This is a genomic window from Dongia sp. (genome assembly GCF_041909655.1).
GTDB lineage: Bacteria > Pseudomonadota > Alphaproteobacteria > Dongiales > Dongiaceae > Dongia.
Map to the genome: position 1 here is coordinate 80,243 of NZ_JAYRDA010000005.1, position 20,604 is coordinate 100,846.

Below are 20,604 nucleotides of genomic sequence, written 5' to 3' on the forward strand. Positions count from 1 at the left end.
GGCACGAAAAGAAAAAACCCGGAGCCTGGCTGGCTCCGGGTTTTTACATTGAAATGAGGCAGATCCCTCAGAGCGCTTTCTTGCGCTGCTGATTCATCATGAAGGTGTCAAAGGTATGTTCCGACACCTGGAACCACAGATATTGATCGGCGCGGATGGCCGACATCGCCTCATACATCTTCTTGAACGGCGCATTGGTTGCGCTGATTTCCTCGTAAGCGGCCTTGGCCGAATTGAAGCAGGCCTCCAGGACGTCTTGCGGATAGGGACGCAATTTCGTTCCGGCCGCCGCCAGCTTCTTCAAAGCCGTCGGGTTGAGGAAGTCGTATTTCGCCTGCGTATCACTGTTCGCCGCCTGCGCAGCCGCCCAGACGATAGCCTGGTAGTTCTTGGGCAGCGAGTTCCACTTCTCGGTGTTGAACATGAGATGGAGGAACGCACCACCTTCCCACCAGCCGGGGTAGTAGTAGAACGGCGCCACCTTGTAGAAGCCGAGCTTCTCGTCGTCATAGGGGCCGACCCATTCAGCCGCGTCGATCGTGCCCTTCTCGAGCGCCGGATAGATCTCGCCACCGGCGATCTGCTGCGGCACCACGCCGACACCCGACATGACCTTGCCCGCGAAGCCGGCGATGCGCATCTTGACGCCCTGAAGGTCGGCAACGGATTTGATCTCGTTGCGGAACCAGCCACCCATCTGGGCACCGGTATTGCCGCAAGGCAGGCCATAGAGATTGTGGCCGGCATAGAACTCGTTCATCAGATCGATGCCGCCGCCATGATACATCCAGGCATTTTGCATCCGGCTGTTAAGGCCGAAGGGGACCGCCGTGCCGAAAGCAAAAGCGGGATCCTTGCCCCAGTAGTAGTAGCTGCAGGTATGGCAGACTTCGACGGTTCCCTTGGAAACTTCGTTGGCTGCCTCAAGGCCGGGAGCGAGTTCGCCAGCCGGAAAGACCTGGATCTTGAACTTGCCGTCGGTTGCATCCGATACATATTTGGAGAACGTTTCGGCCGCGCCATAGATCGTGTCGAGACTTTTCGGGAAGCTCGACGTGAGGCGCCAATTGATGTCGGGAGCGCTCTGCGCAATGGCCGGCGCGGCGATGGCACTGGCGGCGACACCGATTCCCGCACCTTTCAGAAATTTACGACGAAGCATCAAATGAATCCTCCCAATTGGGTATTGTTGAGATGGGTCTTCAGGCCCGGTTTACGCTGTGCCAATCATGGCCCATCGGTTTCGGTTCGTACGGTCGGGGGCGCTACCGTCTTGCCGCTAAGCATGTGAAATCATGGCGAACACGGAAGGCAACACCTGCCGGACAGTGTGCCGATTCCAGAACGGGGCGCAAGTGCTCCGAAAGGAGGGGTAGGAAGGACTTGAAGATGCCGAGCCAAAGGCTATGAATCGGGGCGAGGATCGCCGATGGCGAGCCACCGACCAGATTTTCGCGGGGACAACTTCATGGCAATTGTAACAGTAGCAGCAACACAATTTGCCTGCTCGCCCATCGTGAACGAGAATATCACCCGAGCGGAATCGATCGTGCGGGAGGCAGCGGCGCGCGGCGCACAGATCATCTTGCTGCAGGAGCTGTTCGAAACGCCCTATTTCTGCAAGGACCAGTCCGTTGAATTGTTTGATCTTGCGCAACCGGCCGATGACCACCCGACCATCGCCCACATGCAGGAACTGGCGCGCGAACTGCAAGTCGTCCTGCCGGTCTCGTTCTTCGAATCTGCAAACAACGCCTATTATAATTCGCTGGCCATGATCGATGCGGATGGTGAGGTCTTAGGCCTTTATCGCAAATCGCATATCCCGGACGGTGCCGGCTATCAGGAGAAGTTCTATTTCAATCCCGGCGATACCGGTTTCAAAGTGTGGGACACAGCCTATGGCCGGATCGGCTGCGGCATCTGCTGGGATCAGTGGTTTCCCGAATGCGCCCGCGCCATGGCTCTGATGGGGGCTGAAATCCTGCTCTACCCTACCGCCATCGGCAGCGAGCCAAATGATCCGGAATACAGCAGCGCCGATCACTGGCAGCGGGCCATGCAAGGTCATGCCGCCTGCAACATGGTGCCGGTAATGGCTTCCAATCGCATCGGGCGCGAAGAAGGAAAGTCCTGCACACTCACCTTTTATGGGCGCTCCTTCATCGCGGGACCGCGGGGCGAGATTATGGCAAGTGCCGGCGCCGACGAGGCCATCGTGACGGCTGAGTTCGATCTGCAGGCCTTGCGCCGGCAGCGGGCTGGCTGGGGCCTGTTCCGCGACCGCCGCCCAGAGCTTTACACCGTGATGATGACCCTGGACGGCCAAAACTGGACGGAATAGTTCGCGAATTTGTCGAGGCTGGTTGACAAGAGTATCGTTCAAGGTGTGAGAATTACCCGAGTTGGCCGCATGGGAAAACTGGTGGCCGCATTTGCGATTCTAACCAAATCGCCCAATTTTTAAGGAGGCAAGCGTGCCAACACCCAAAATTGCTGCCGTTGCATTCATTTCCGCGTTGCTGCTTGCAGCCTGCGGCGAAGAGCAGAAGGCGGCGGAGAGCGAACAAGCGCCGGCAACGACGGAACAGGCTGCTGCCGAACCGGCAGTGCCTGCCGCGGAACCCGCCACGGCACCAGCCACAACGACGGAGACCGCCAGCACCCCAGCCGCGGCGGCCGGCTCCGGCGGCAAGGTCAACATTTACAACTGGTCGGACTATATCGACGAGAGCACGATTCCCGCTTTCGAGGCGGCGACCGGGATTACCGTCCAGTATGACGTCTACGATTCCAACGAAATGCTGGAAGCCAAGCTGATGGCCGGCGGTACCGGCTATGACCTAGTGCATCCCTCGGCTGCCTTCCTCGGTCGGCAGATCATGGCCGGCATCTATCAGCCGCTCGATACCAGCAAGCTCAAGAACTACAAGAACCTCGATCCGAAAATCATGGAGGTTCTGGAGGCCTACGATCCGGGGCACAAATTCGCCGTGCCATGGTTCTGGGGGACGACCGGCATCGGCTATAATGTCGCCGAGGTCAACAAGCGCATGCCGGACGCGCCGGTCAACAGCCTCGACATCGTCTTCAAGCCGGAACTGGCGCAGAAATTCGCCGATTGCGGCATCAGCATGCTGGATGCGCCGAGTGAAATCCTGCAGATCGCGCTCAATTACCTGGGCAAGAAGCCGGATACCGCCAGCCCCGAGGATTACGCCGAGGCAGAAAAATTGCTGCTCGCGGTTCGCCCCTATGTGAAATACTTCCACAGCTCCAGCTATATCAATGACATCGCCAATGGCAGCATCTGCCTTGCCATCGGCTGGTCCGGCGATTTCAGCATCGCCGGCGCGCGCGCGGAAGAAGCCAAGAACGGAATCGAGATCGCCTATTCGATCCCGAAAGAAGGCACCATCATCTGGGTCGACACCATGGCGATCCCGGCCGATGCGGCGAATGTCGACCAGGCACTGGCCTGGATCGATTTCAACCTCGATGCGAATGTCGCGGCGACCAATGCGAATTATGTCGCCTATGGCAGCCCTGTCGCCGCGGCCCTGCCGCTGATCGACAAGGCATTGCTGGACGATCCGAACACCTATCCGCCGGAGGATGTGAAGGCGAAGCTGTTCCCGGACAAAGTGGCGGGCGCAGAGGTCGAACGCCTGCGCACGCGCACCTGGACAAAGATCAAGACCGGCCAGTAACCCGGCCGCGATCTGATGCGATAGAGCAGGGCCCCGTGGCGAAAACCACGGGGCCTTTTGCTATCCAGGCCTAAGCGTCGACCAGGAAAGGATTTATGCGCGAGGGTTGACAGCACCCACCGGGAAGGGGTCAAATCTCTCTAATCATTAAGAAAGCTTTTGAACAGGGATTCAACATTTGAATGTCCAGGCGAGCAACGCTTGGCGATTTGTTGTTGGCTAATACAGGGAGTCACGATGTCCGACACTAAAAGAAATCTGATCATCGGCGGCGGCATTGTCGTCGTCGTGGGGGCCGCGGCAGCATTCTTCCTGCTGCAGGAGAAGGAAGAGCCCAAGCAACTCAACGTCTATAACTGGTCCGATTATATCGGCGAGACGACGATCGCAGATTTCGAGAAAGAAACCGGCATCAAGGTTCAGTACGACAATTACACGGGCAATGAAGATCTGGAAGCCAAGCTCGTCATCGGCGGAACCGGCTACGACGTCGTCTTCCCCTCCTCTTCTTTCTTTGCACGCCAGATCACGATCGGCCTCTATCAGAAGCTCGACAAATCCAAGCTGCCCAATCTGAAAAACATGGATCCCCAGATCATGGGGATTCTGGACCGTGAGGCCGATGCCGGCAATCAATACGCCATCCCCTATATGTGGGGCACCAACGGCTTCACCTATAATGTGAAGATGATTCAGGAACGGATGCCGGATGCGCCAGTCGACAGCCTGGCGATGATCTTCGATCCCGCGATCGCCGCCAAATTCCAGGATTGCGGCATCACCTTCCTCGATTCGCCCGAGGATGTGCTGCCCTTGGCCCTCGCCTATATGGGCAAGGATCCGACCTCGCAGAAAGAAGAAGACATCATCGCCGCCGCCGACATGGTCATGAAGGTGCGCCCCTTCATCCGCCAGTTCGATTCGCAGCAATATCTCAACTCGCTGCCCAACGGCGAGAACTGCATCTCGATGAGCTGGTCAGGCGATTATGCGACCGCCAGCACCCGCGCCGCCGAAGCCGGCATCGACATCGAACTTGCCTATACGATCCCGAAGGAAGGCACCAATATCTGGTTCGACGGCATGCTGATTCCCGCCGACGCGCCGCATCCCGGCAACGCGCATCTCTTTCTCGATTACATGATGCGGCCGGAAGTTATTGCCGCCGCCACGAACTATACCTATTACGCCAACGCCAATGTACCGGCCAAAGAGTTCGTTTCGCCGGAAATCCTGGAAGATCCCGCGATCTATCCGGATGAAGAAACTTTGAAGCGGGGCTTCCCTTCGGTCATCCGGTCCCAGGAACTCAACCGTGTCGTTACGCGCGAATGGACACGGATCAAGACTGGACAATAAGATCAAAAGCGGCGCGGCAGAAATGTCGCGCCGTTTGCATTTCATGTCACATTTGCCCCGTAGACTTCGGTCACCAAGCACATAAACTGAAAATGAACTCCGCCTGAGGGCGGCAAGCGGCAGACGCAAACAGGGAACATCATGGCGGCGGAACGCGCAAAGGCAGAGGCCAGCACTCCCATCTGGAACGACCCGGATGCAGTGCCTTATATCCGAATCGAGAACGTGACAAAAAAATTCGGCGATTTCGTCGCCGTCAATAACGTATCGCTGGATGTCTATCGCGGCGAATTGTTCGCCCTGCTCGGCGGATCCGGCTGCGGCAAGACAACCTTGCTGCGCATGCTGGCCGGCTTCGAACAACCGACCAGCGGCAAAATTTATATCGACGGCGTCGACATGGCCGAGATCCCGCCTTATGAGCGGCCGACCAACATGATGTTCCAGTCCTACGCTTTGTTCCCGCATATGAGCGTCGAGCAGAACGTCGCCTTTGGCCTCAAACAGGACAAGGTCCCCGCCGACCAGATCAAGACCCGCGTCGGCAATATCCTAGACATGGTGCAGATGCGCCAATTTGCGCACCGGAAACCGCACCAGCTTTCCGGCGGCCAGCGCCAGCGCGTCGCCCTCGCCCGCTCCCTGGTCAAGGAACCGAAGCTGCTCCTGCTCGATGAACCCTTGGGCGCCCTCGACAAGAAGCTGCGGGAGGCGACCCAGTTCGAGATCATGAATATTCAGGACCGTCTCGGCATCACTTTCATGGTCGTCACGCATGACCAGGAAGAGGCGATGACGTTGGCTACCCGCATCGGCGTCATGAATCACGGTCAGATCGTGCAGGTGGGCACGCCGAAGGAAATATACGAATATCCCAACACGAAGTTCGTCGCCGATTTCATCGGCTCGGTGAATCTGTTTGAAGGTCAAATCATCGAGGACGAGCCGGGTCATGTCGTGATCGAATCCGAAGAAGCCGTCCGGCCGATCTATATCGACCACGGCATTTCGGCAGCGCCGGGCGCCTATGTCTGGGTCGCAATCCGTCCTGAAAAGATGGAACTGACCAAGGTCGATCCAGGTGCGGCGAGCAATTGCAGCCCGGGGATCGTCAAGGGCATCGCCTATATGGGCAATCTCAGCGTCTACTTGATCCGCCTCGATAGCGGCAAGGAAGTCAAAGTCACCATGTCCAATCAGCGCCGCGCCGCGGAACATGCGATCGATTGGGAAGACCGCGTGTTCGTCACCTGGCACGCGAACAGCCCTGTCGCCTTGTTGAGCTGAGGAGCAATCATGGCGACCGACTCCACCTATCACGGCACATTGCCACTCGGCGGGCCGATACAACGCTTTATGATGCTGCTCGGATTCAAGCAGCGCACGGCAGTGATCATGGTGCCGTATGTATGGCTTGCCGTTTTCTTCGTCGTTCCCTTTGTGATCGTCCTCAAGATTTCGTTCGCTCAGACGATCATCGCTCAGCCGCCTTACACGCCGATGTTCGGTCCGGCTTCTGTGCCGAACCATGAATTGCTGCTGAACTATGACCGGCTCTTCAGTGACTGGCTCTATGCGATCGCCTATGGCAACTCCCTGAAGCTTGCCGCAATCTCTACCATCGCCTGCCTGCTGATCGGCTATCCGATGGCCTATGGCATCGCACGCTGCTCGCCATCCACTCGCAGCCTGCTGCTGCTGGCAATCATCCTGCCCTTTTGGACATCGTTCCTCATCCGCGTCTATGCCTGGATGGGCATCCTCGGCAAGGAAGGTGTGCTCAACGACGCCCTGTTGACGCTCGGCATCATCGACGCACCGCTGCAACTTCTCTACACGCCGCTCGCGATGTATATCGGCATCGTCTACACCTACCTGCCGTTCATGATCCTGCCGCTCTATGCCAATCTGGAGAAGATGGATCTCTCGCTGCTCGAGGCGGCGCAGGATCTGGGCTGTCGGCCGATGAAGGCCTTCTTTGTCATCACGGTGCCCCTGTCGTTCCCCGGCATCATCGCAGGCTCGCTCCTGGTCTTCATTCCGGCCGTCGGTGAATACGTCATTCCGGAATTGCTGGGCGGTCCGGACGCGCTCATGATCGGGCGCGTCGTCTATAACGAATTCGCACAGAACCGCGATTGGCCCATGTCGGCGGCCGTCGCCGTCGCGATCCTGCTTTTGCTGGTCATCCCGATCATGCTGTTCCAGTACTTCCAAAGTAAGGCCCAGGAGGCGCCGAAATGAACAATCGGCTTTCCTGGTTTATTCTGCTGATGCTGGCCGCAGGTTTCGTATTTCTCTACGGCCCGATCCTGGTGCTGATTTTCTATTCCTTCAACGGCAACAAGCTGATGACGTTGTGGGGTGGATTCTCGACCCGATGGTATCCCGAATTGCTGTCGGACGCCCAGGTGCTGACCGCCGCCAAGAACAGCTTCATCGTCGCGGCCGTGAGTGCCACCTTTGCCACCGTGCTCGGCACCATGGCTGGCTATGTGCTGGCGCGCTACCGCAAGTTCAGCGGCCGTGTCGCTTTCAGCGGCATGGTCACCGCTCCGTTGGTGATGCCCGAGGTGATCACCGGGTTGTCGTTGCTGCTGCTCTTCAAGCAGTTCGATTCCTGGTTCGGCTGGCCGCGGAGCATGGGGTTTACCACGGTCATCCTGGCGCATATCACATTCTGCATGTCATACGTGACGGTGGTCATGCAGTCGCGCTTCTCGTCCTTCGATGTTTCGCTGGAGGAGGCCGCACTGGATCTCGGCGCAAGGCCATTCAAGACATTCATGGTGGTGACATTGCCGATCGTGGCGCCGGCGGTCGTTTCCGGCTGGCTGCTGGCATTTACCATTTCGCTTGATGATCTTGTGATTACGTTGTTCACCAACGGACCTGGCTCAGGCACCTTGCCGCAGCTAATCTTCTCAAAGGTGCGGCGCGGGGTCGATCCGACCATCAATGCGCTGGCAACGATTATCATCGCCGTGGTCGCGACCGGTGTCATAACGTCACATGTGTTGATGACGCGCGCGGACCGGCGACGCCAACGGGATATTCAGCTGGCACTGCAATCCAACAAGTGAGTTGATGATTCGCGATGCGGGTAGCTTTAGCGAGCTGCCCGCATCTGTGCCGCTTGCTGATCTCGCATCAACTGAAGGCACGTTTCCTGCGGCAGCGGCTTGCCGTAATGCCAGCCCTGACCGAAATCGCAGGCACGTTCCTTGAGGAGCCCCTCCTCCTCCGCCTGCTCGATACCTTCTGCCACCACTTTGAGCCCGAATAGACGGGCCAGTTGGAGAATGGCCTCGACCATTTTGACGCCGCTTTCATCGCCGCGCATGGCCGAGACGAAAGATTTATCGACTTTGAGTGTATCGATCGGCAGACGCCTCAGGAGGCTGAGCGACGAATACCCCGTGCCAAAATCATCCAGCGACAAGCCGACGCCGATTTCCTTGAGACGCCCGAGCAGCTTCAATGTCACTTCGAAGTCGCGCATGACGGCACTCTCGGTGATCTCAAGTTTCAGATGCGATGGGCCGATGCGGTTCTCGCGGAGTGATTGTCGCACGATTTCCGGGAGGGCCGGCCCATCAAGCTGCCGTGACGACACGTTCACGCTGATGAAAAGGTTCGGGTTAACTCCTTGATCGAGCCAGACGCGCGCCTGTCGGCAGGCTTCCTGCACCACCCAGGTTCCCATCGGAATGATAAGGCCGGTTTCCTCGGCAATCGGGATGAAATCCATCGGCGAGATCATGCCCCGCTGGGGATGCTGCCATCGGACAAGACCCTCGAACCCAGCAATCTGGCCGGTCTTCAGATCAACGATCGGCTGATAGAGCAGAAGCAATTCCTGTCGCCTCAGGGCGAGGTGCAATTCAGCCTCGATCCGCAAGCGGTCACGCGCGCGACGCTGCATGTCGGGATCAAACACGACCTCCTGACCGCCACCCTCGGCGCGTGCCTTGTTGAGAGCTGCGGTCGCATCGCGAATGATGTCCTCGGCACTCTGATGATGTGCCTGCGCCTGAGCCATGCCGATCGACAGGCTGAGCATCACACTCTCGTCGCCCAACGTGATCGGTTCTTCAGCGGCGGCGCGGACGCGGTTCGAAACGCGTACCAGATCCGTATCGTCACGCATAACGTCGAGCAAAACGCACAAGGTGTTCTCGCCCATGATGGTGAGCGTGTCGGTGGTGCGGAGGGTCCCGACCAGGCGCTGTGCGACCACTTTCTGAACGGCATCGCAAAAAACCTGACCATAGGCCTCTCGCATCGTCTCGAAGCGGTCGATCTGCAACAGGATGATGCCGAAATTGGCCGACGCCTTGCGCCGATTTTTCACAATGGTTTGATTGAGCCGATCGTACAGCACGATCCGGTTCGGCAAGCCGGTCATGGCATCGGTCAGCTTGCGTTCGCTGATGTCGGTGAGAGATCCGGCGACCCGAAATGCCTTGCCGGCATTGCTGCGCTGACCGATGCCACGCACCAGGAACCAGCGATAGGTCTGGTTCTTGTGCAACATGCGGCATTCCATCTGTAGCGACAAGGTGACGCCTTCCAGATGGTTCCGGAGTTCAACATGAAACTGGTCGACATCGTCTGGATGAATGATCGCCAGCCAATCGTCGAGACTTTTCAGGCCATCCTCGTTGCCGCGACCGAGCAGATCGTAGCACCGCGCCGACATGAACAGCGCATCATCATCCAGGCGCAGGTCCCAGATACCGTCGCTGGAGCCAGCAACCGCCAAAGCGAAACGCTCGCGCTCGACACGGCCCGCGGCCACGGCTCGGGCGCGGGCCAATTGACTGCGGAGGCGCGGCAGTAACTGAAAGCCGTGTAGCGGCGCCGTGATGAAATCGTCGGCGCCGCATTCCAGGCAGTACTCGATAAGCGATTCGTCCCCCTCATCGACCACGACGACTATCGGCAGATCGTCGCTGGGATGATGGCGTCGAATAGTTTTGATCAGCTTGCCGTCGGTTTTCCGCTGGCGCACGCGCATGAGCAGGAGATCGGCCGGATGAACCAGGCCGGACGCCACGGCTTCATCCGACTTCTCTGCAAATTCCAAATGATAATTGCGTGCTGCGAGCGCGTGATCAACGACGGCTTTCTCGCCGTCCTCATCGAGCAGGCATAGAATGTGGCCTTCACTCATCCTGCCATCCAAGGTGATCGCGGGAAATTCCTGATCCGCCGCGAAGTTTAAGTTGTTGCGCCCGCGGGTGCAGCAACCAATCAAACCTTCTGTTAACTAAGAGAGAATCGTTAAGGAAATGTTAGTCGTTGTTTATCTTGCTGAAATAAAACAACAATTCTCGCCCCAGCGCATCAACCCGGCACCACGGCGCCTTGCACCAGCCTGATACTGCCGCCTATATTGCGCCACCTTCAGGCAGTTCTGGCTATGACCGACATCACAGTTCCCCTCTCACCGGCCCTCCCGCATCGCGTGCTCGCTTTGGCAGTGCCGGCCATGCTTGCCAATTTTTCGGCGGTTCTGCCAAGCTTGGTTGATACCGCCCTCATAGGTCATAGCGGCGAAGCGGCCTCCCTGGGGGGAGTCTCCATCGGCGCATCCTTGGCGGGATTCGTGCTTTGGGCCTTTGCCTTTCTGCGCCTGGGCACCGCCGGCTTTACCGCCCAGGCTTATGGCGCCCAGGACGTCGCCGAGATCAGGGCGACCTTGGGGCGGGCGCTGGCCCTGGCTTGGGTGTTCGGCTTCGTTCTGCTGTTGATTATGGTCCCGCTGGCGATCCTGGCCATCCCCCTGTTCAGCGCCAGCGACATCGTCGCCGATCTGGCTGCGCGCTATTTCCATTACCGCCTGTTCGGGGCACCGTTCGAGCTTACCAATTACGTCGTATTCGGGTGGCTCCTGGGACTGCAGCGCGTCGGCTGGGCGCTGGCGCTCCAGGTATTGCTGAACGGCCTCAACGCCTTGCTCAGCTATGTCCTGATCTTTCACTATCGTCTCGGTGTCGATGGCGCGGCCATAGCAACAGCAATCGCCCAGGTGGTGACTGCGATTGCCGGACTCTATTTGGTCCGCCGGCTGTCGCGCCAATTGCCGGCGCCGGAGACACCCAGCACCCTTGTCGACCTCGACAAGCTCTTCGAGCTCATCACGGTCAATTTCGACATCTTCATCCGCACTCTGTGCGTAATGTTCATCATGGCCTATTTTGTCGGCCTCGGCGCCCGCATGGGTGATGCGACCCTGGCCGCCAATCATGTCCTCTTTGCCTTGCTGGCCACGATGGCGCAGACGTTGGACGGCTTCGCCCAATCCGCCGAGACGCTCACCGGCCAAGCCGTCGGCGCCCGCAACCGCATGATCCTCAAACGTGCCGTTGGCGGTTCCCTTCTCTGGGGGGTGGTCATGGCTGCCTTGCTCGCCATTTTGGTCTACGCCGCCGGCCCCAGCCTGCTAGCCCTGTTCTCCAACGATGATGTCGTGCTCGATGCGGCAGCCCCCTATCTTCCCTGGCTTATCGCCAGCCCATTGATCGCGGTCTGGTGCTATATTCTGGACGGCGTGTTCGTCGGTGCGACCCGCAGCCATGAAATGCGCAACAGCATGATGCTGGCTGCCCTCGGTGCCATCATTGCGCAGTATGCGCTTATTCCCTATTTCGGCAATCACGGCCTGTGGGCCGCCTTGCTGTTCTTTTTCGCCCTGCGCGGGATCACGCTCTATTGCTGGTATCCGAGAATTGCCCGGGCGTTGCGCGAATAGAACTCTGGATCATATTTGACGACATTTCCATGGGAGGTTGGCATGCCATCGTTCGACATCGTTTCCAAAACCGAACTGGCCGAAGTTGAGAACGCGATCCAGGGCGTGGTGCGCGAGATAGCTACCCGGTTTGATTTCAAAGGCTCGCATTGCACCGTCGAGCGCAAGGAAGCAGTCATTACCATCAATGCCGACGACGATCAGAAACTGAAGCAGGTCCAGGAACTGCTCAAGGTCTACATCACGCGGCGCAAGCTGGACGCCAATTGCCTCGAGTTCAAGGATGAGCAGAAGGCCAGCGGCAATTCGCGGCGGCAGGAGGTGGTGGTCAAACAGGGTATCGAACAGACCCTGGCGAAGCGTATCGTCAAAGAGATCAAAGACAGCAAACTGAAGGTACAGGTCTCGATTCAAGGCGATGAATTGCGCGTGTCGGGAAAGAAACGCGATGACCTTCAGGATGCCATCGCCTTCGTCAAGGCCATGAAAATCGAGCAACCCCTCCAGTTCCTGAACTTCCGGGACTGACCGCTCCCATGCCAGCCATCATCCGCCTTGAAGGCCCGACCGATCCTGAGGTCTTGGCATTGTTGACCGCCAGCGACGCTTATTATGCCGAACTCTATCCAGCCGAGAGCAATCATCTGGTAGATCCTGCGACGCTTGCCGCCGATGCATCGGCCTTCTTCGTCGCCCGCCTCGATGGCAGCGTCGCCGGGTTCGGCGCGCTCCTGCTCCAGGATGGCTATGCCGAGATCAAGCGCATGTTTGTCGATCCTCGCGCACGCGGGCAGCGATTGGGCAAGGTGCTGCTGGAAACGCTGGAGCGTCACGCCCGCAATCTAGGCATCGCCTTGTTACGGCTGGAAACGGGAATCAAACAACCGGAAGCGATCGGTCTTTACAGATCCGCCGGCTTCCGCGAGATCGAACCATTCGGGAAGTATGGCCCGGACCCGCTCTCCATCTTCATGGAAAAATCTCTTACTCATTAACCGCCACGAAACGGATTTCATTATGGCCGGAAAGAAGAACCCACTCAATCTCAACGCCCTTCAATTGAAGACGCTGACGCTGTTTCAGGCGTTGTCGAGTTTGGAGGGTTACGCGGCGCCCGCCGAACAGGAGGGGCATGTCCTCATTCAGCGCCTGCCGCATGCCCATGGCGATCATTTCCATCTCGGCCCGTGGGTGCTGGCGGCACGCGATGCCTCAGGCCTCACCAATCAAGCGGTCTGGCATGCGCTGGAGCGCAAAGGCTTGATTCAATCAATGTTTCCGCGCGCCTGCATTCTAACGCCAGCCGGGCAATCCTATGATACCGGCCTGCGCCAATCGATGTTGCATGAAGGGCATCATTGAGTTCGGATGACAGAGACTGCCCACCTGGAACTCCGGGACCTGCGCTTCAGCGAGCGCGGCACCATCCTGCTGGATGGCTATTCGGTTCGCGTATCCGCCGGCATGGTGCAGGCGGTAGTGTCGCCGGATACGCGCCTTTGTCAGCTCATCGCCAATCTGGTGGCCGGTTTCGAACGAGTTCATCACGGTCAAATCGAGATTGGCGGCCGCGATCTCTCGCTGCGCGGTCCCGGCAGGCGCGGTGTCATGACGATCCGTCCCGATTTGGCACTCTTTCCAGACATGAGCGTCTTTGCCAACATTGCCTTTCCTCTCGAGCAACAGCGCCACGGCGCTGCTGAAATACGCCGCCGCGTTGAGCGTTTGGCCGCCGAGGCAGGAATCGGCAGCGAGCATCTGGAGAAAAAACCCGGCGACATGGCCCCCGACATGTGCATTCGCGTGGCGCTCGCCAGAGCACTTGCCGGAGAACCTCAGGTACTGGTCCTTGAGCGTCCGCTTCATATCCTGACCATAGCCGGACGGCTCGGATTCCTCCCCGAAATGCGCCGCCTGCTACGCCAATCGCGCATAACGACATTGCTGGTGACGGACGATCTGCAGGAAGCCATGGTGTTGGCCGATTCCCTCTCGGTCGTTATTGGGGGCCGGGAACTGCAAAACGACAGCGCTGAAGCCATCTTCAAACGACCTGCCAATGCCACCGTCGCGCGCCTTGCCGGAGCCTGCAATCTGCTTCCCGTCAGAGCCGCCACGCTGGCTGGGCAAACGACGATCCATGGTGCGATGCTGCAAGGTGGGGCGGCACTCCTGCCCCGCGATCGGACACCGATTGGTATCGAAGACGGTCCGGCGCTGCTCGCGGTACGTCCCGAAGCCGTGCGCCTCTTTCTCGGCATCCGCCGGTTCGATGTATTGGCCGACGGCATCATCGCCGACGTCATGCCACATGGAAGCAGTGCCCAGATTCGGGTCACGCTGGACCAGTACCCGCAGGGCATGTTGGCCGATGTGCCGCTGCCCGCCCCCATGCCGCTGGAGATCGGCCGTCGCGCCACGGTTGGCTGGAACCGCGGCGACATGCATTTGCTGGCACCGGAGAACAATTGATGCCGGTCCGGTCACTGCCAGGAATCGCTTTCGGCAGCGGGATGTCAGGACGTCTGGTATCAGGCTGGATCGCCACCGTCCTTCTTGCAGCACTGATTGGTGCGCCGCTCGCCCTGGTCGCGTGGCTCAGCCTGCGCGACCCCGCGGGCCAGGGGGTGAGCGGCCTGGCTTGGGTAACGCTGGCTACATCAAGCGAGGCAACTCTGGCTCTGAGCTACAGCATTGCGATGGGCGCCGCCATCGCTCTGGTCAGTTCGGTCTGCAGTCTACCACTTGCCTATCAGATCGGCGTACGCGGCGGGATCGTCGCGCGGGTTATCCTTGCTCTGCTAATGATCCTGTGGCTGCTGGATCCAGGCATGCGAATTCTGGGATGGATGCAAATCATGAAGTCCGGCACGCTTCTCGGACTCCTGCCGGATTATGTGCAGGGAAGCTACATCGCCGAACTCGCCGCGGGCATTCATGCCTGGCTGCCGATGGCCGCCATCCTGCAGGCTTTTTCCTTTGCACGTGTCCCATCGACCCTTTTGACAACGGCGCGGGAATGCGGCGCTTCTCCACTGACCATCTTCAACCGCATTCTGTGGCCACGTAGCCGCCGCTGGTTTGCATTTTCCGCCAGCCTCATCTTTTGCGGCGCCGTCGGCGGTTTCCTGGAACCGAGGCTGCTGGGCAGCAGCCTGTTCGAGCAGGCCACCGAATGGCTGCAACGCGCGATGGAGCGGGAGGTCGGATGGCCCTATGCGAGCACGATGCTGCTTGCGCTGCTCGTCGTTGCTATTGTGCCTCCCCTTCTGATGCTCGGCGGGAGGCGAAGGGCATGAGCCGCGCGCCTAATTTTTGGCATTCTGGCGTTATCGCTCTCCTGGCAATAGTGGCGATTGCCTTTCTGCTCTTGCCGGTCGCTGCGATACTGGGGCTCGGCCTTTACTACAGCCTCGGCATCATCCTGGTCGCCGACCTCTCGCAGGTGACGGCCGCCCTCGGGCGCGAGGCCGACATCGCTCCATCCTTGACGCAGACGCCGTTGGTCGCGATCGGTGTCGCCTTGCTGGCATCGCTCTGGGGGCTGGGCCTTTCCCTGCTGTGGCGCCAATGGCTCAACGACGGGCGCAAGCTACCAATACTCCTGACCGCGCTGCCTCTTATCCTCCCGCGTTTTGGCCTGGGTGCCTTGTTCCTGCTGGCTGGTCTGCAATTGGCACAATGGGGAGGCGACGCGCTGGGACTTGGCCTGGTAGCAGTCACGCAGGCCGCGATCGCAACACCTCTGGTGGCGGCGATCGCCTGCCTCGGCTGGCGACGGAGCCAACCGTCCTGGCGCATGGCCGCGATTGAAGCCGGCGCCGACGAGATCACCATCTTCCGTCGATTGGATTGGCCGGTTCTTCGCCCCTATCTCATCCTCGGCGCGGGACTGTCCTTTATCCTGTCGCTGGGAGATTTCTACCTCGGCAACGCCTTGGCTGGCGATTCACCGCTTATGCCAGGCGTGCTGTTCTCCGGTGTCGCGCGCAATGCCTCGCCGCTCTACCATGCTTTGGCCGCGGCGATGCTGCTGCTCGATTTCTGCTTCGTGACGGTTATCTACCGTCGGCTTCGCCCCATCATGCCGCTTTGAAAGAGATGCACAGCCGTGACCGATCTTGATCTTTGCTTCACGCCGGCGACTGAGCTTGCCAAACGCATCCGGTCCGGCACGTTGTCGCCGGTGACCTTGGTCGAGAATGCCCTTGCTCGGATCGCCGAAATCAACCCCAAGCTAAACTGCTTCTGCTTCGTCTATCCGGACGAGGCTTTGGCCCTGGCGAAGCAATTGGCGGAGGAAGCGAGGGCTGGCAAGTTCCGCGGCCCTTTGCATGGTGTTCCCTATGCCTTGAAGGATCTGACGCCGACCAAAGGTAAACGCACGACACTCGGCTCCTTCGCCTACGAGCATTGGGTACCGGACGAAGATGCACCCATCGCCGAGGCACTGGCAGCGGCCGGCGGCATTCTGATCGGCAAGACGACGACGCCAGAATTCGCGTATTCAAGCTTTACCGAAAGTCCCCTCTGGGGCATCACCCGCAATCCCTGGAAGACGGATCGCACGCCCGGCGGTTCATCGGGCGGATCCGGCGCCGCCGTCGCCAGCGGCTGCGTACCCTTGGCGGAGGGATCCGATATGGGCGGCTCGGTGCGGATCCCCGCAAGCTTCTGCGGTATCGTTGGATTGAAGCCCAGCTTTGGCCGCATCCCTTTCACGATTCTGCCCAGCCAGTTCGACCAGCTTTCCCATTTCGGCCCGCTCGCCCGCACGATCGGCGATGCCTGCCTCTTCATGCAGGTGACGCAAGGTCCCGACGACCGCGACATCCAGTCTCTTTCCCCGGCGCTCGACTTTCTGGCGCCGCTCGCAACCAACCTCAAGGGACGGAAGCTGGCCTTGCTGATCGACAGCGATGTTCGGGTCTGGGATACTGAAGTGGAAGCTGCGATCCGCTCCATGGCGAAGAAGCTCGGCGATGCCGGTGCCATCATCGAAGAAGTCTCCCTCGGCTGGGGCAAGGTCGAAGACGAGCTCTGGGTCAAACATTGGGGCGTCTACCTCGCCACCTTCTTCGGCCATGTTCTCAAAGACTACCGTGCGAAGATGGACCCGAATGTCGTCGCCTTGATGGATGCCGGGCTCGCCATGAACGCGGTGGAATTCAAACGGATCGAGATCGAACGCACGCGTATGTGGGGCCAATTGCATGCCATTCTCAGTCGCTGCGATGCGGTCATCACCGGGACGATGTGCCAACCCGCCGCCACCATCGGCCGGGCGGATCATGATTACTGGCAGGTAGGTCCGGATGGCCGCTACCGGGCTCTCGACTTTACTTCGGTATGGAACTTCGTGAGCCCCTGCCCGGCTCTTTCGGTTCCGGCCGGCTTTACCGCGGACGGGCTTCCCATCGGCCTGCAAATTATCGGCCAGCGGCATGACGATCGGGGCGTTCTGGGCCTGGGTGCGGCGATCGAGAAGCTCCAGCCATGGGCCCCGCTGCGCCCCCCGATTTGACCGCAGCTCTTGCCAAGGAATGCCGAAAGGCGCTAGGCCCTAGACCAACGAAGTTGACTGCTTTCCAGGTACCCAAATGACTAAGAATGTGACGCCGCGCAATGGCGGGCGAATCCTGATCGATGCCTTGATCCAGAACGGCGTGGAACTGGCCTTCTGCGTGCCTGGCGAAAGCTATCTGGCCGCCCTCGATGCGTTGCATGATTCCCAAGACAAGATTCGCCTGATCGTGTGCCGTCAAGAAGGTGGGGCCGCTTATATGGCCGAGGCCTATGGCAAGCTCACCGGGAAGCCAGGTATCTGTTTCGTTACCCGTGGCCCCGGTGCCACCAATGCCTCGATCGGCGTTCATACCGCCTTCCAGGATTCGACACCGATGATCCTCTTTATCGGCCAGGTCGCCCGCGACCAGGTTGAGCGCGAAGCGTTCCAGGAGATTGATTTCCGGCGCATGTTCGGACCGATGGTGAAATGGGTCGCCGAGATCGACGATGCGCGGCGCATTCCAGAATTGGTGAGTCAGGCTTTCCACCGTGCCATGAACGGTCGTCCGGGGCCGGTGGTTCTGGCTCTGCCGGAAGACATGCTGACGGATATGGCCGAGGTGGGCGATGCCGGCCATTACAAGGTGAGCCGGCCGCATCCCGGCGACAGCGACATGGCGGCGTTCCGCGATATGCTGGCCAAGGCGAAACGCCCGCTGGTCATCCTGGGTGGCGGTGGCTGGAATTCCGGCGCAGTCGCGGATTTCAAAGCTTTTGCGGAGGCAGCCAATCTACCCGTCGGCTGTGCCTTTCGCTGCCAGGACCTCTTCGACAATACCAGCGACAATTATGTCGGTGACGTCGGCATCGGCATCAACCCGAAGCTTGCACAGCGCGTCAAGGAAAGCGATCTGCTGATTGCCATCGGCGCCCGTCTCGGCGAGATGACGACGTCCGGCTATACACTCATCGATATTCCGGTTCCGGCACAGAATCTCGTCCATGTGCATGCCAGCGCTGAAGAACTCGGCCGCGTCTATCAGGCAACGCTGCCGATCAACAGCGGCATGGCGGCCTTCGCGCAGGCTCTGCGCAAGCTCGGCAAGATTGAGCATCAGGCATGGGATGCGTGGACAGCGGCGGCCCGCGCCGATTATCTCGCGAACATCCAGCATGCACCTATTCCCGGCCCACTGCAGATGGGCGACATCATGGCATGGCTCAGGCAACGCCTGCCCGCAGATGCCATACTCACCAATGGCGCCGGAAATTATGCAACCTGGAGCCATCGCTTCTATCAGTACCGGCGTTTCCGCACGCAATTGGGACCGACCAACGGGTCGATGGGCTATGGCGTGCCGGCGGCGGTGGCGGCCAAGCTCGCGGCGCCGGATCGCGTGGTCGTCTCGTTCAATGGCGATGGCTGTTTCATGATGAACGGGCAGGAATTGGCCACGGCTGTGCAATACGGTGCCAATGTGGTCTTCCTGGTGATCAATAACGGCATGTACGGTACCATCCGGATGCATCAGGAGAAGACCTATCCCGGCCGTGTCAGCGGGACCGAATTGCATAATCCCGACTTCGTCGCTCTCGGCAAAGCCTATGGTGCTCATGCCGAATTGGTCGAGAAGACCGAAGAATTCGCGCCGGCTTTCGAGCGTGCGCTAGCTGCCGGCCGGCCGGCGCTGCTGGAGTTGCGGTTGGATCCGGAAGCCATCACGCCGAAAGCGTCACTGACCGATCTGCGCGAGGCGGCTCTCAAAGCCCAACGCTCGTGACCGATCGACTTTCGACCGAGCTGTTCGTTCAGGCTCATATGCGGCAATGCTTTGCCCGGGGCCTCACCGCGATCGTTGTGCATAAGGGCGATGCCTGGGGTGGCGCGGTCATCGTGAAGCTCAACTTGCTGGGGCCGGGTTGCAAGCTGCTGACCCAGACACGCGACCCCGAGGGCGAGATCGCCTGGCTGCAGGTGCAAGGCGGTGCAACCCTGAGCGAAGCGGATGCTGATTCCTACATCCAGCGTCAGGTGCAGCGTGACCCCGATCTGTGGGTCGTCGAAATCGAGGATCGGGCGGGTGTCAACCCGTTCCCTGGGAAACTGCTCTAGAGCCACCCTGATTTCTTGAAGCGCCAGAACAGCAACGCGCAAATGACGGCGATAAATCCCAGAACGCCAAAATAGCCGTAACGCCATCCCAATTCGGGCATATGGGCAAAGTTCATGCCGTAAATGCCGGCAACCGCCGTCGGCACAGCCAACATCGCGGCCCAGGCCGCCAATTGGCGCATGACCATGTTCTGCTTCATGGCACTCATCAACATCTTCGAATCCACCACGGCCTTGAGCATTTCGCGCAGCGTCTCGATACGATCCAGCAAAATCGTGGAATGATCGAACACGTCCCGGAAATAGGGGTGCGTGTTGCGATCGATCATTGGCATGTCGTAACGCATCAGGCGCTGGCAGATCTCCGGCAGGGGCGCCACAGCATGGCGCATGGCGAGTAGGTCGTGCCGCAATGTCGCGATCTCTTCCAGCACTTCCAGGGTGCCAGATCCTCCGAGAACTCTTTCTTCGAGTTTCTCAATCGAATCTTCAAGTGAATCGACGATCGGAAAATAGCGGTCGACGATGACGTCCATCAGCGCATAGAGGATGAAGTCCTCGCCCTTCTTGAAGCTCTCCGGCGTGTTCTCGCAGCGTGCCCGCACATCGGCATAGCTCTGCGATGGACCGTGCCGCACGGTGATCACATAACCCCGCCCGATGAAGAAACTGGTCTCGCCCATGGCGACCTGATCGCCTTCCAGCAACGCCGTCTTCATGACAACGAAGAGCGTCTCGCCATAGAGTTCGAGCTTGGGCCGCTGATGCGCCCGATAGGCATCCTCGATGGCGAGATCGTGCAGGCCGAAATAGGATTGCAGGCGCGCCAGTTCGTCCTGGGTCGGCTCGTAAAGGCCGATCCAGATAACCCTGCCGGGGCTGGTCTTCATCTGGCTGGCATCGTTGATGTCCAGGCTGCTGACCCGGCGCCCAGCCTCATAAACCGCACAATCGACCACTTTTCCCATGCGGGAGGTCCCTGTTCTCAGATGTTCGCCAATTGTACATGTGGATAGGGACTGGACAACCGGCCTCTGCCTCGCTTATCCCACCCCTGTCCCCATGGCAAGATGCACCAGCCGCTGGCAACCCCTGCAGGCCGCCATATACAAGAGATATAGGACCAGTTTACCCTGCGGCGCCCGGATCAGGCCGCA

General features: G+C 59.4%; 19 protein-coding genes. 16 read left to right on the top strand and 3 right to left on the bottom strand.

Features of this window, described 5'->3' with window-relative positions:
- Positions 1–67: 67 nt before the first annotated feature.
- Complete coding sequence (locus tag ACE3PR_RS11525; RefSeq protein ID WP_374371864.1) at positions 68–1,162, bottom strand: TRAP transporter substrate-binding protein; 1,095 nt, start codon at positions 1,160–1,162, stop codon at positions 68–70.
- A gap of 306 nt (positions 1,163–1,468) precedes the next feature.
- Here ACE3PR_RS11525 and aguB point away from each other — a divergent pair, with 306 nt between their 5' ends.
- From aguB to ACE3PR_RS11555, 6 genes are all read left to right on the top strand, one after another.
- Positions 1,469–2,344: an N-carbamoylputrescine amidase gene (gene aguB, locus ACE3PR_RS11530; RefSeq protein WP_374371866.1), complete on the top strand. Its 876-nt coding sequence runs from the start codon at positions 1,469–1,471 to the stop codon at positions 2,342–2,344.
- 133 nt (positions 2,345–2,477) lie between these two features.
- Positions 2,478–3,710 carry a polyamine ABC transporter substrate-binding protein gene (locus tag ACE3PR_RS11535; RefSeq protein WP_374371868.1) on the top strand — a complete coding sequence of 411 codons (1,233 nt, stop codon included), beginning with the start codon at positions 2,478–2,480 and terminating at the stop codon, positions 3,708–3,710.
- Positions 3,711–3,947: 237 nt separating this feature from the next.
- The gene (locus tag ACE3PR_RS11540) at positions 3,948–5,069 is read left to right on the top strand and encodes a polyamine ABC transporter substrate-binding protein (RefSeq protein ID WP_374371870.1); all 1,122 of its coding nucleotides are present in this window, start codon (positions 3,948–3,950) and stop codon (positions 5,067–5,069) included.
- Between the two features lie 141 nt (positions 5,070–5,210).
- Positions 5,211–6,356, top strand: a complete 1,146-nt coding sequence (locus ACE3PR_RS11545; RefSeq protein WP_374371872.1) for an ABC transporter ATP-binding protein — start codon at positions 5,211–5,213, stop codon at positions 6,354–6,356.
- Between the two features lie 9 nt (positions 6,357–6,365).
- Positions 6,366–7,313: an ABC transporter permease subunit gene (locus ACE3PR_RS11550; RefSeq protein WP_374371874.1), complete on the top strand. Its 948-nt coding sequence runs from the start codon at positions 6,366–6,368 to the stop codon at positions 7,311–7,313.
- Positions 7,310–8,152 carry an ABC transporter permease subunit gene (locus ACE3PR_RS11555; RefSeq protein ID WP_374371876.1) on the top strand — a complete coding sequence of 281 codons (843 nt, stop codon included), beginning with the start codon at positions 7,310–7,312 and terminating at the stop codon, positions 8,150–8,152. The genes ACE3PR_RS11550 and ACE3PR_RS11555 overlap by 4 nt, the downstream gene beginning before the upstream one ends.
- A 26-nt stretch (positions 8,153–8,178) precedes the next feature.
- On the opposite strand, the gene ACE3PR_RS11560 is transcribed toward ACE3PR_RS11555, so the two are convergent.
- Positions 8,179–10,245 carry a putative bifunctional diguanylate cyclase/phosphodiesterase gene (locus ACE3PR_RS11560; RefSeq protein WP_374371878.1) on the bottom strand — a complete coding sequence of 689 codons (2,067 nt, stop codon included), beginning with the start codon at positions 10,243–10,245 and terminating at the stop codon, positions 8,179–8,181.
- A 249-nt stretch (positions 10,246–10,494) separates the two neighbouring features.
- On the opposite strand from ACE3PR_RS11560, the gene ACE3PR_RS11565 reads away from it, so the two are divergent.
- The 10 genes from ACE3PR_RS11565 (at position 10,495) to ACE3PR_RS11610 (ending at position 19,447) form a co-directional block, all read left to right on the top strand.
- A complete protein-coding gene (locus ACE3PR_RS11565) occupies positions 10,495–11,826 on the top strand; it encodes an MATE family efflux transporter (protein ID WP_374371880.1) in 1,332 nt (443 codons plus the stop codon).
- Positions 11,827–11,868: 42 nt separating this feature from the next.
- A complete protein-coding gene (locus tag ACE3PR_RS11570) occupies positions 11,869–12,354 on the top strand; it encodes a YajQ family cyclic di-GMP-binding protein (RefSeq protein ID WP_374371882.1) in 486 nt (161 codons plus the stop codon).
- 8 nt (positions 12,355–12,362) lie between these two features.
- Positions 12,363–12,821 carry a GNAT family N-acetyltransferase gene (locus tag ACE3PR_RS11575; RefSeq protein ID WP_374371884.1) on the top strand — a complete coding sequence of 153 codons (459 nt, stop codon included), beginning with the start codon at positions 12,363–12,365 and terminating at the stop codon, positions 12,819–12,821.
- A complete protein-coding gene (locus ACE3PR_RS11580; protein WP_374371886.1) occupies positions 12,772–13,188 on the top strand; it encodes a hypothetical protein in 417 nt (138 codons plus the stop codon). Before ACE3PR_RS11575 ends, ACE3PR_RS11580 begins: the two co-directional genes overlap by 50 nt.
- A 6-nt stretch (positions 13,189–13,194) precedes the next feature.
- Positions 13,195–14,298 (top strand): ABC transporter ATP-binding protein, encoded by a 1,104-nt coding sequence (locus ACE3PR_RS11585; RefSeq protein WP_374371888.1) that lies wholly within the window; start codon positions 13,195–13,197, stop codon positions 14,296–14,298.
- Positions 14,298–15,125: an ABC transporter permease subunit gene (locus ACE3PR_RS11590; RefSeq protein WP_374371890.1), complete on the top strand. Its 828-nt coding sequence runs from the start codon at positions 14,298–14,300 to the stop codon at positions 15,123–15,125. The genes ACE3PR_RS11585 and ACE3PR_RS11590 overlap by 1 nt, the downstream gene beginning before the upstream one ends.
- Positions 15,122–15,922, top strand: coding sequence for a hypothetical protein (locus ACE3PR_RS11595; protein WP_374371892.1), 801 nt, complete (start codon positions 15,122–15,124; stop codon positions 15,920–15,922). Before ACE3PR_RS11590 ends, ACE3PR_RS11595 begins: the two co-directional genes overlap by 4 nt.
- 15 nt (positions 15,923–15,937) lie before the next feature.
- Complete coding sequence (locus ACE3PR_RS11600) at positions 15,938–17,350, top strand: amidase (RefSeq protein WP_374371894.1); 1,413 nt, start codon at positions 15,938–15,940, stop codon at positions 17,348–17,350.
- 76 nt (positions 17,351–17,426) lie between these two features.
- On the top strand, positions 17,427–19,115 hold the full coding sequence (locus ACE3PR_RS11605; protein WP_374371896.1) for a thiamine pyrophosphate-binding protein: 1,689 nt from the start codon (positions 17,427–17,429) through the stop codon (positions 19,113–19,115).
- The gene (locus tag ACE3PR_RS11610) at positions 19,112–19,447 is read left to right on the top strand and encodes a DUF1491 family protein (protein ID WP_374371898.1); all 336 of its coding nucleotides are present in this window, start codon (positions 19,112–19,114) and stop codon (positions 19,445–19,447) included. Before ACE3PR_RS11605 ends, ACE3PR_RS11610 begins: the two co-directional genes overlap by 4 nt.
- Here the strand turns inward: ACE3PR_RS11610 and corA are convergent.
- Positions 19,444–20,415, bottom strand: a complete 972-nt coding sequence (corA, locus tag ACE3PR_RS11615; protein WP_374371900.1) for a magnesium/cobalt transporter CorA — start codon at positions 20,413–20,415, stop codon at positions 19,444–19,446. The two genes, ACE3PR_RS11610 and corA, sit on opposite strands and share 4 nt — an antisense overlap.
- Between the last annotated feature and the right edge of the window lie 189 nt (positions 20,416–20,604).

Excerpts from the sequence above, each read along its gene's own strand:
- ACE3PR_RS11605 (WP_374371896.1), top strand. The coding sequence starts at position 17,427 with ATGACTAAGAATGTGACGCCGCGCAATGGCGGGCGAATCCTGATCGAT.
- aguB (WP_374371866.1), top strand. The coding sequence starts at position 1,469 with ATGGCAATTGTAACAGTAGCAGCAACACAATTTGCCTGCTCGCCCATC.
- ACE3PR_RS11575 (WP_374371884.1), top strand. The coding sequence starts at position 12,363 with ATGCCAGCCATCATCCGCCTTGAAGGCCCGACCGATCCTGAGGTCTTG.
- ACE3PR_RS11540 (WP_374371870.1), top strand. The coding sequence starts at position 3,948 with ATGTCCGACACTAAAAGAAATCTGATCATCGGCGGCGGCATTGTCGTC.
- ACE3PR_RS11590 (WP_374371890.1), top strand. The coding sequence starts at position 14,298 with ATGCCGGTCCGGTCACTGCCAGGAATCGCTTTCGGCAGCGGGATGTCA.
- ACE3PR_RS11555 (WP_374371876.1), top strand. The coding sequence starts at position 7,310 with ATGAACAATCGGCTTTCCTGGTTTATTCTGCTGATGCTGGCCGCAGGT.
- ACE3PR_RS11580 (WP_374371886.1), top strand. The coding sequence starts at position 12,772 with ATGGCCCGGACCCGCTCTCCATCTTCATGGAAAAATCTCTTACTCATT.
- ACE3PR_RS11525 (WP_374371864.1), bottom strand. The coding sequence starts at position 1,162 with ATGCTTCGTCGTAAATTTCTGAAAGGTGCGGGAATCGGTGTCGCCGCC.
- ACE3PR_RS11570 (WP_374371882.1), top strand. The coding sequence starts at position 11,869 with ATGCCATCGTTCGACATCGTTTCCAAAACCGAACTGGCCGAAGTTGAG.
- ACE3PR_RS11585 (WP_374371888.1), top strand. The coding sequence starts at position 13,195 with ATGACAGAGACTGCCCACCTGGAACTCCGGGACCTGCGCTTCAGCGAG.
- ACE3PR_RS11565 (WP_374371880.1), top strand. The coding sequence starts at position 10,495 with ATGACCGACATCACAGTTCCCCTCTCACCGGCCCTCCCGCATCGCGTG.
- ACE3PR_RS11560 (WP_374371878.1), bottom strand. The coding sequence starts at position 10,245 with ATGAGTGAAGGCCACATTCTATGCCTGCTCGATGAGGACGGCGAGAAA.
- ACE3PR_RS11595 (WP_374371892.1), top strand. The coding sequence starts at position 15,122 with ATGAGCCGCGCGCCTAATTTTTGGCATTCTGGCGTTATCGCTCTCCTG.
- ACE3PR_RS11550 (WP_374371874.1), top strand. The coding sequence starts at position 6,366 with ATGGCGACCGACTCCACCTATCACGGCACATTGCCACTCGGCGGGCCG.
- ACE3PR_RS11545 (WP_374371872.1), top strand. The coding sequence starts at position 5,211 with ATGGCGGCGGAACGCGCAAAGGCAGAGGCCAGCACTCCCATCTGGAAC.
- corA (WP_374371900.1), bottom strand. The coding sequence starts at position 20,415 with ATGGGAAAAGTGGTCGATTGTGCGGTTTATGAGGCTGGGCGCCGGGTC.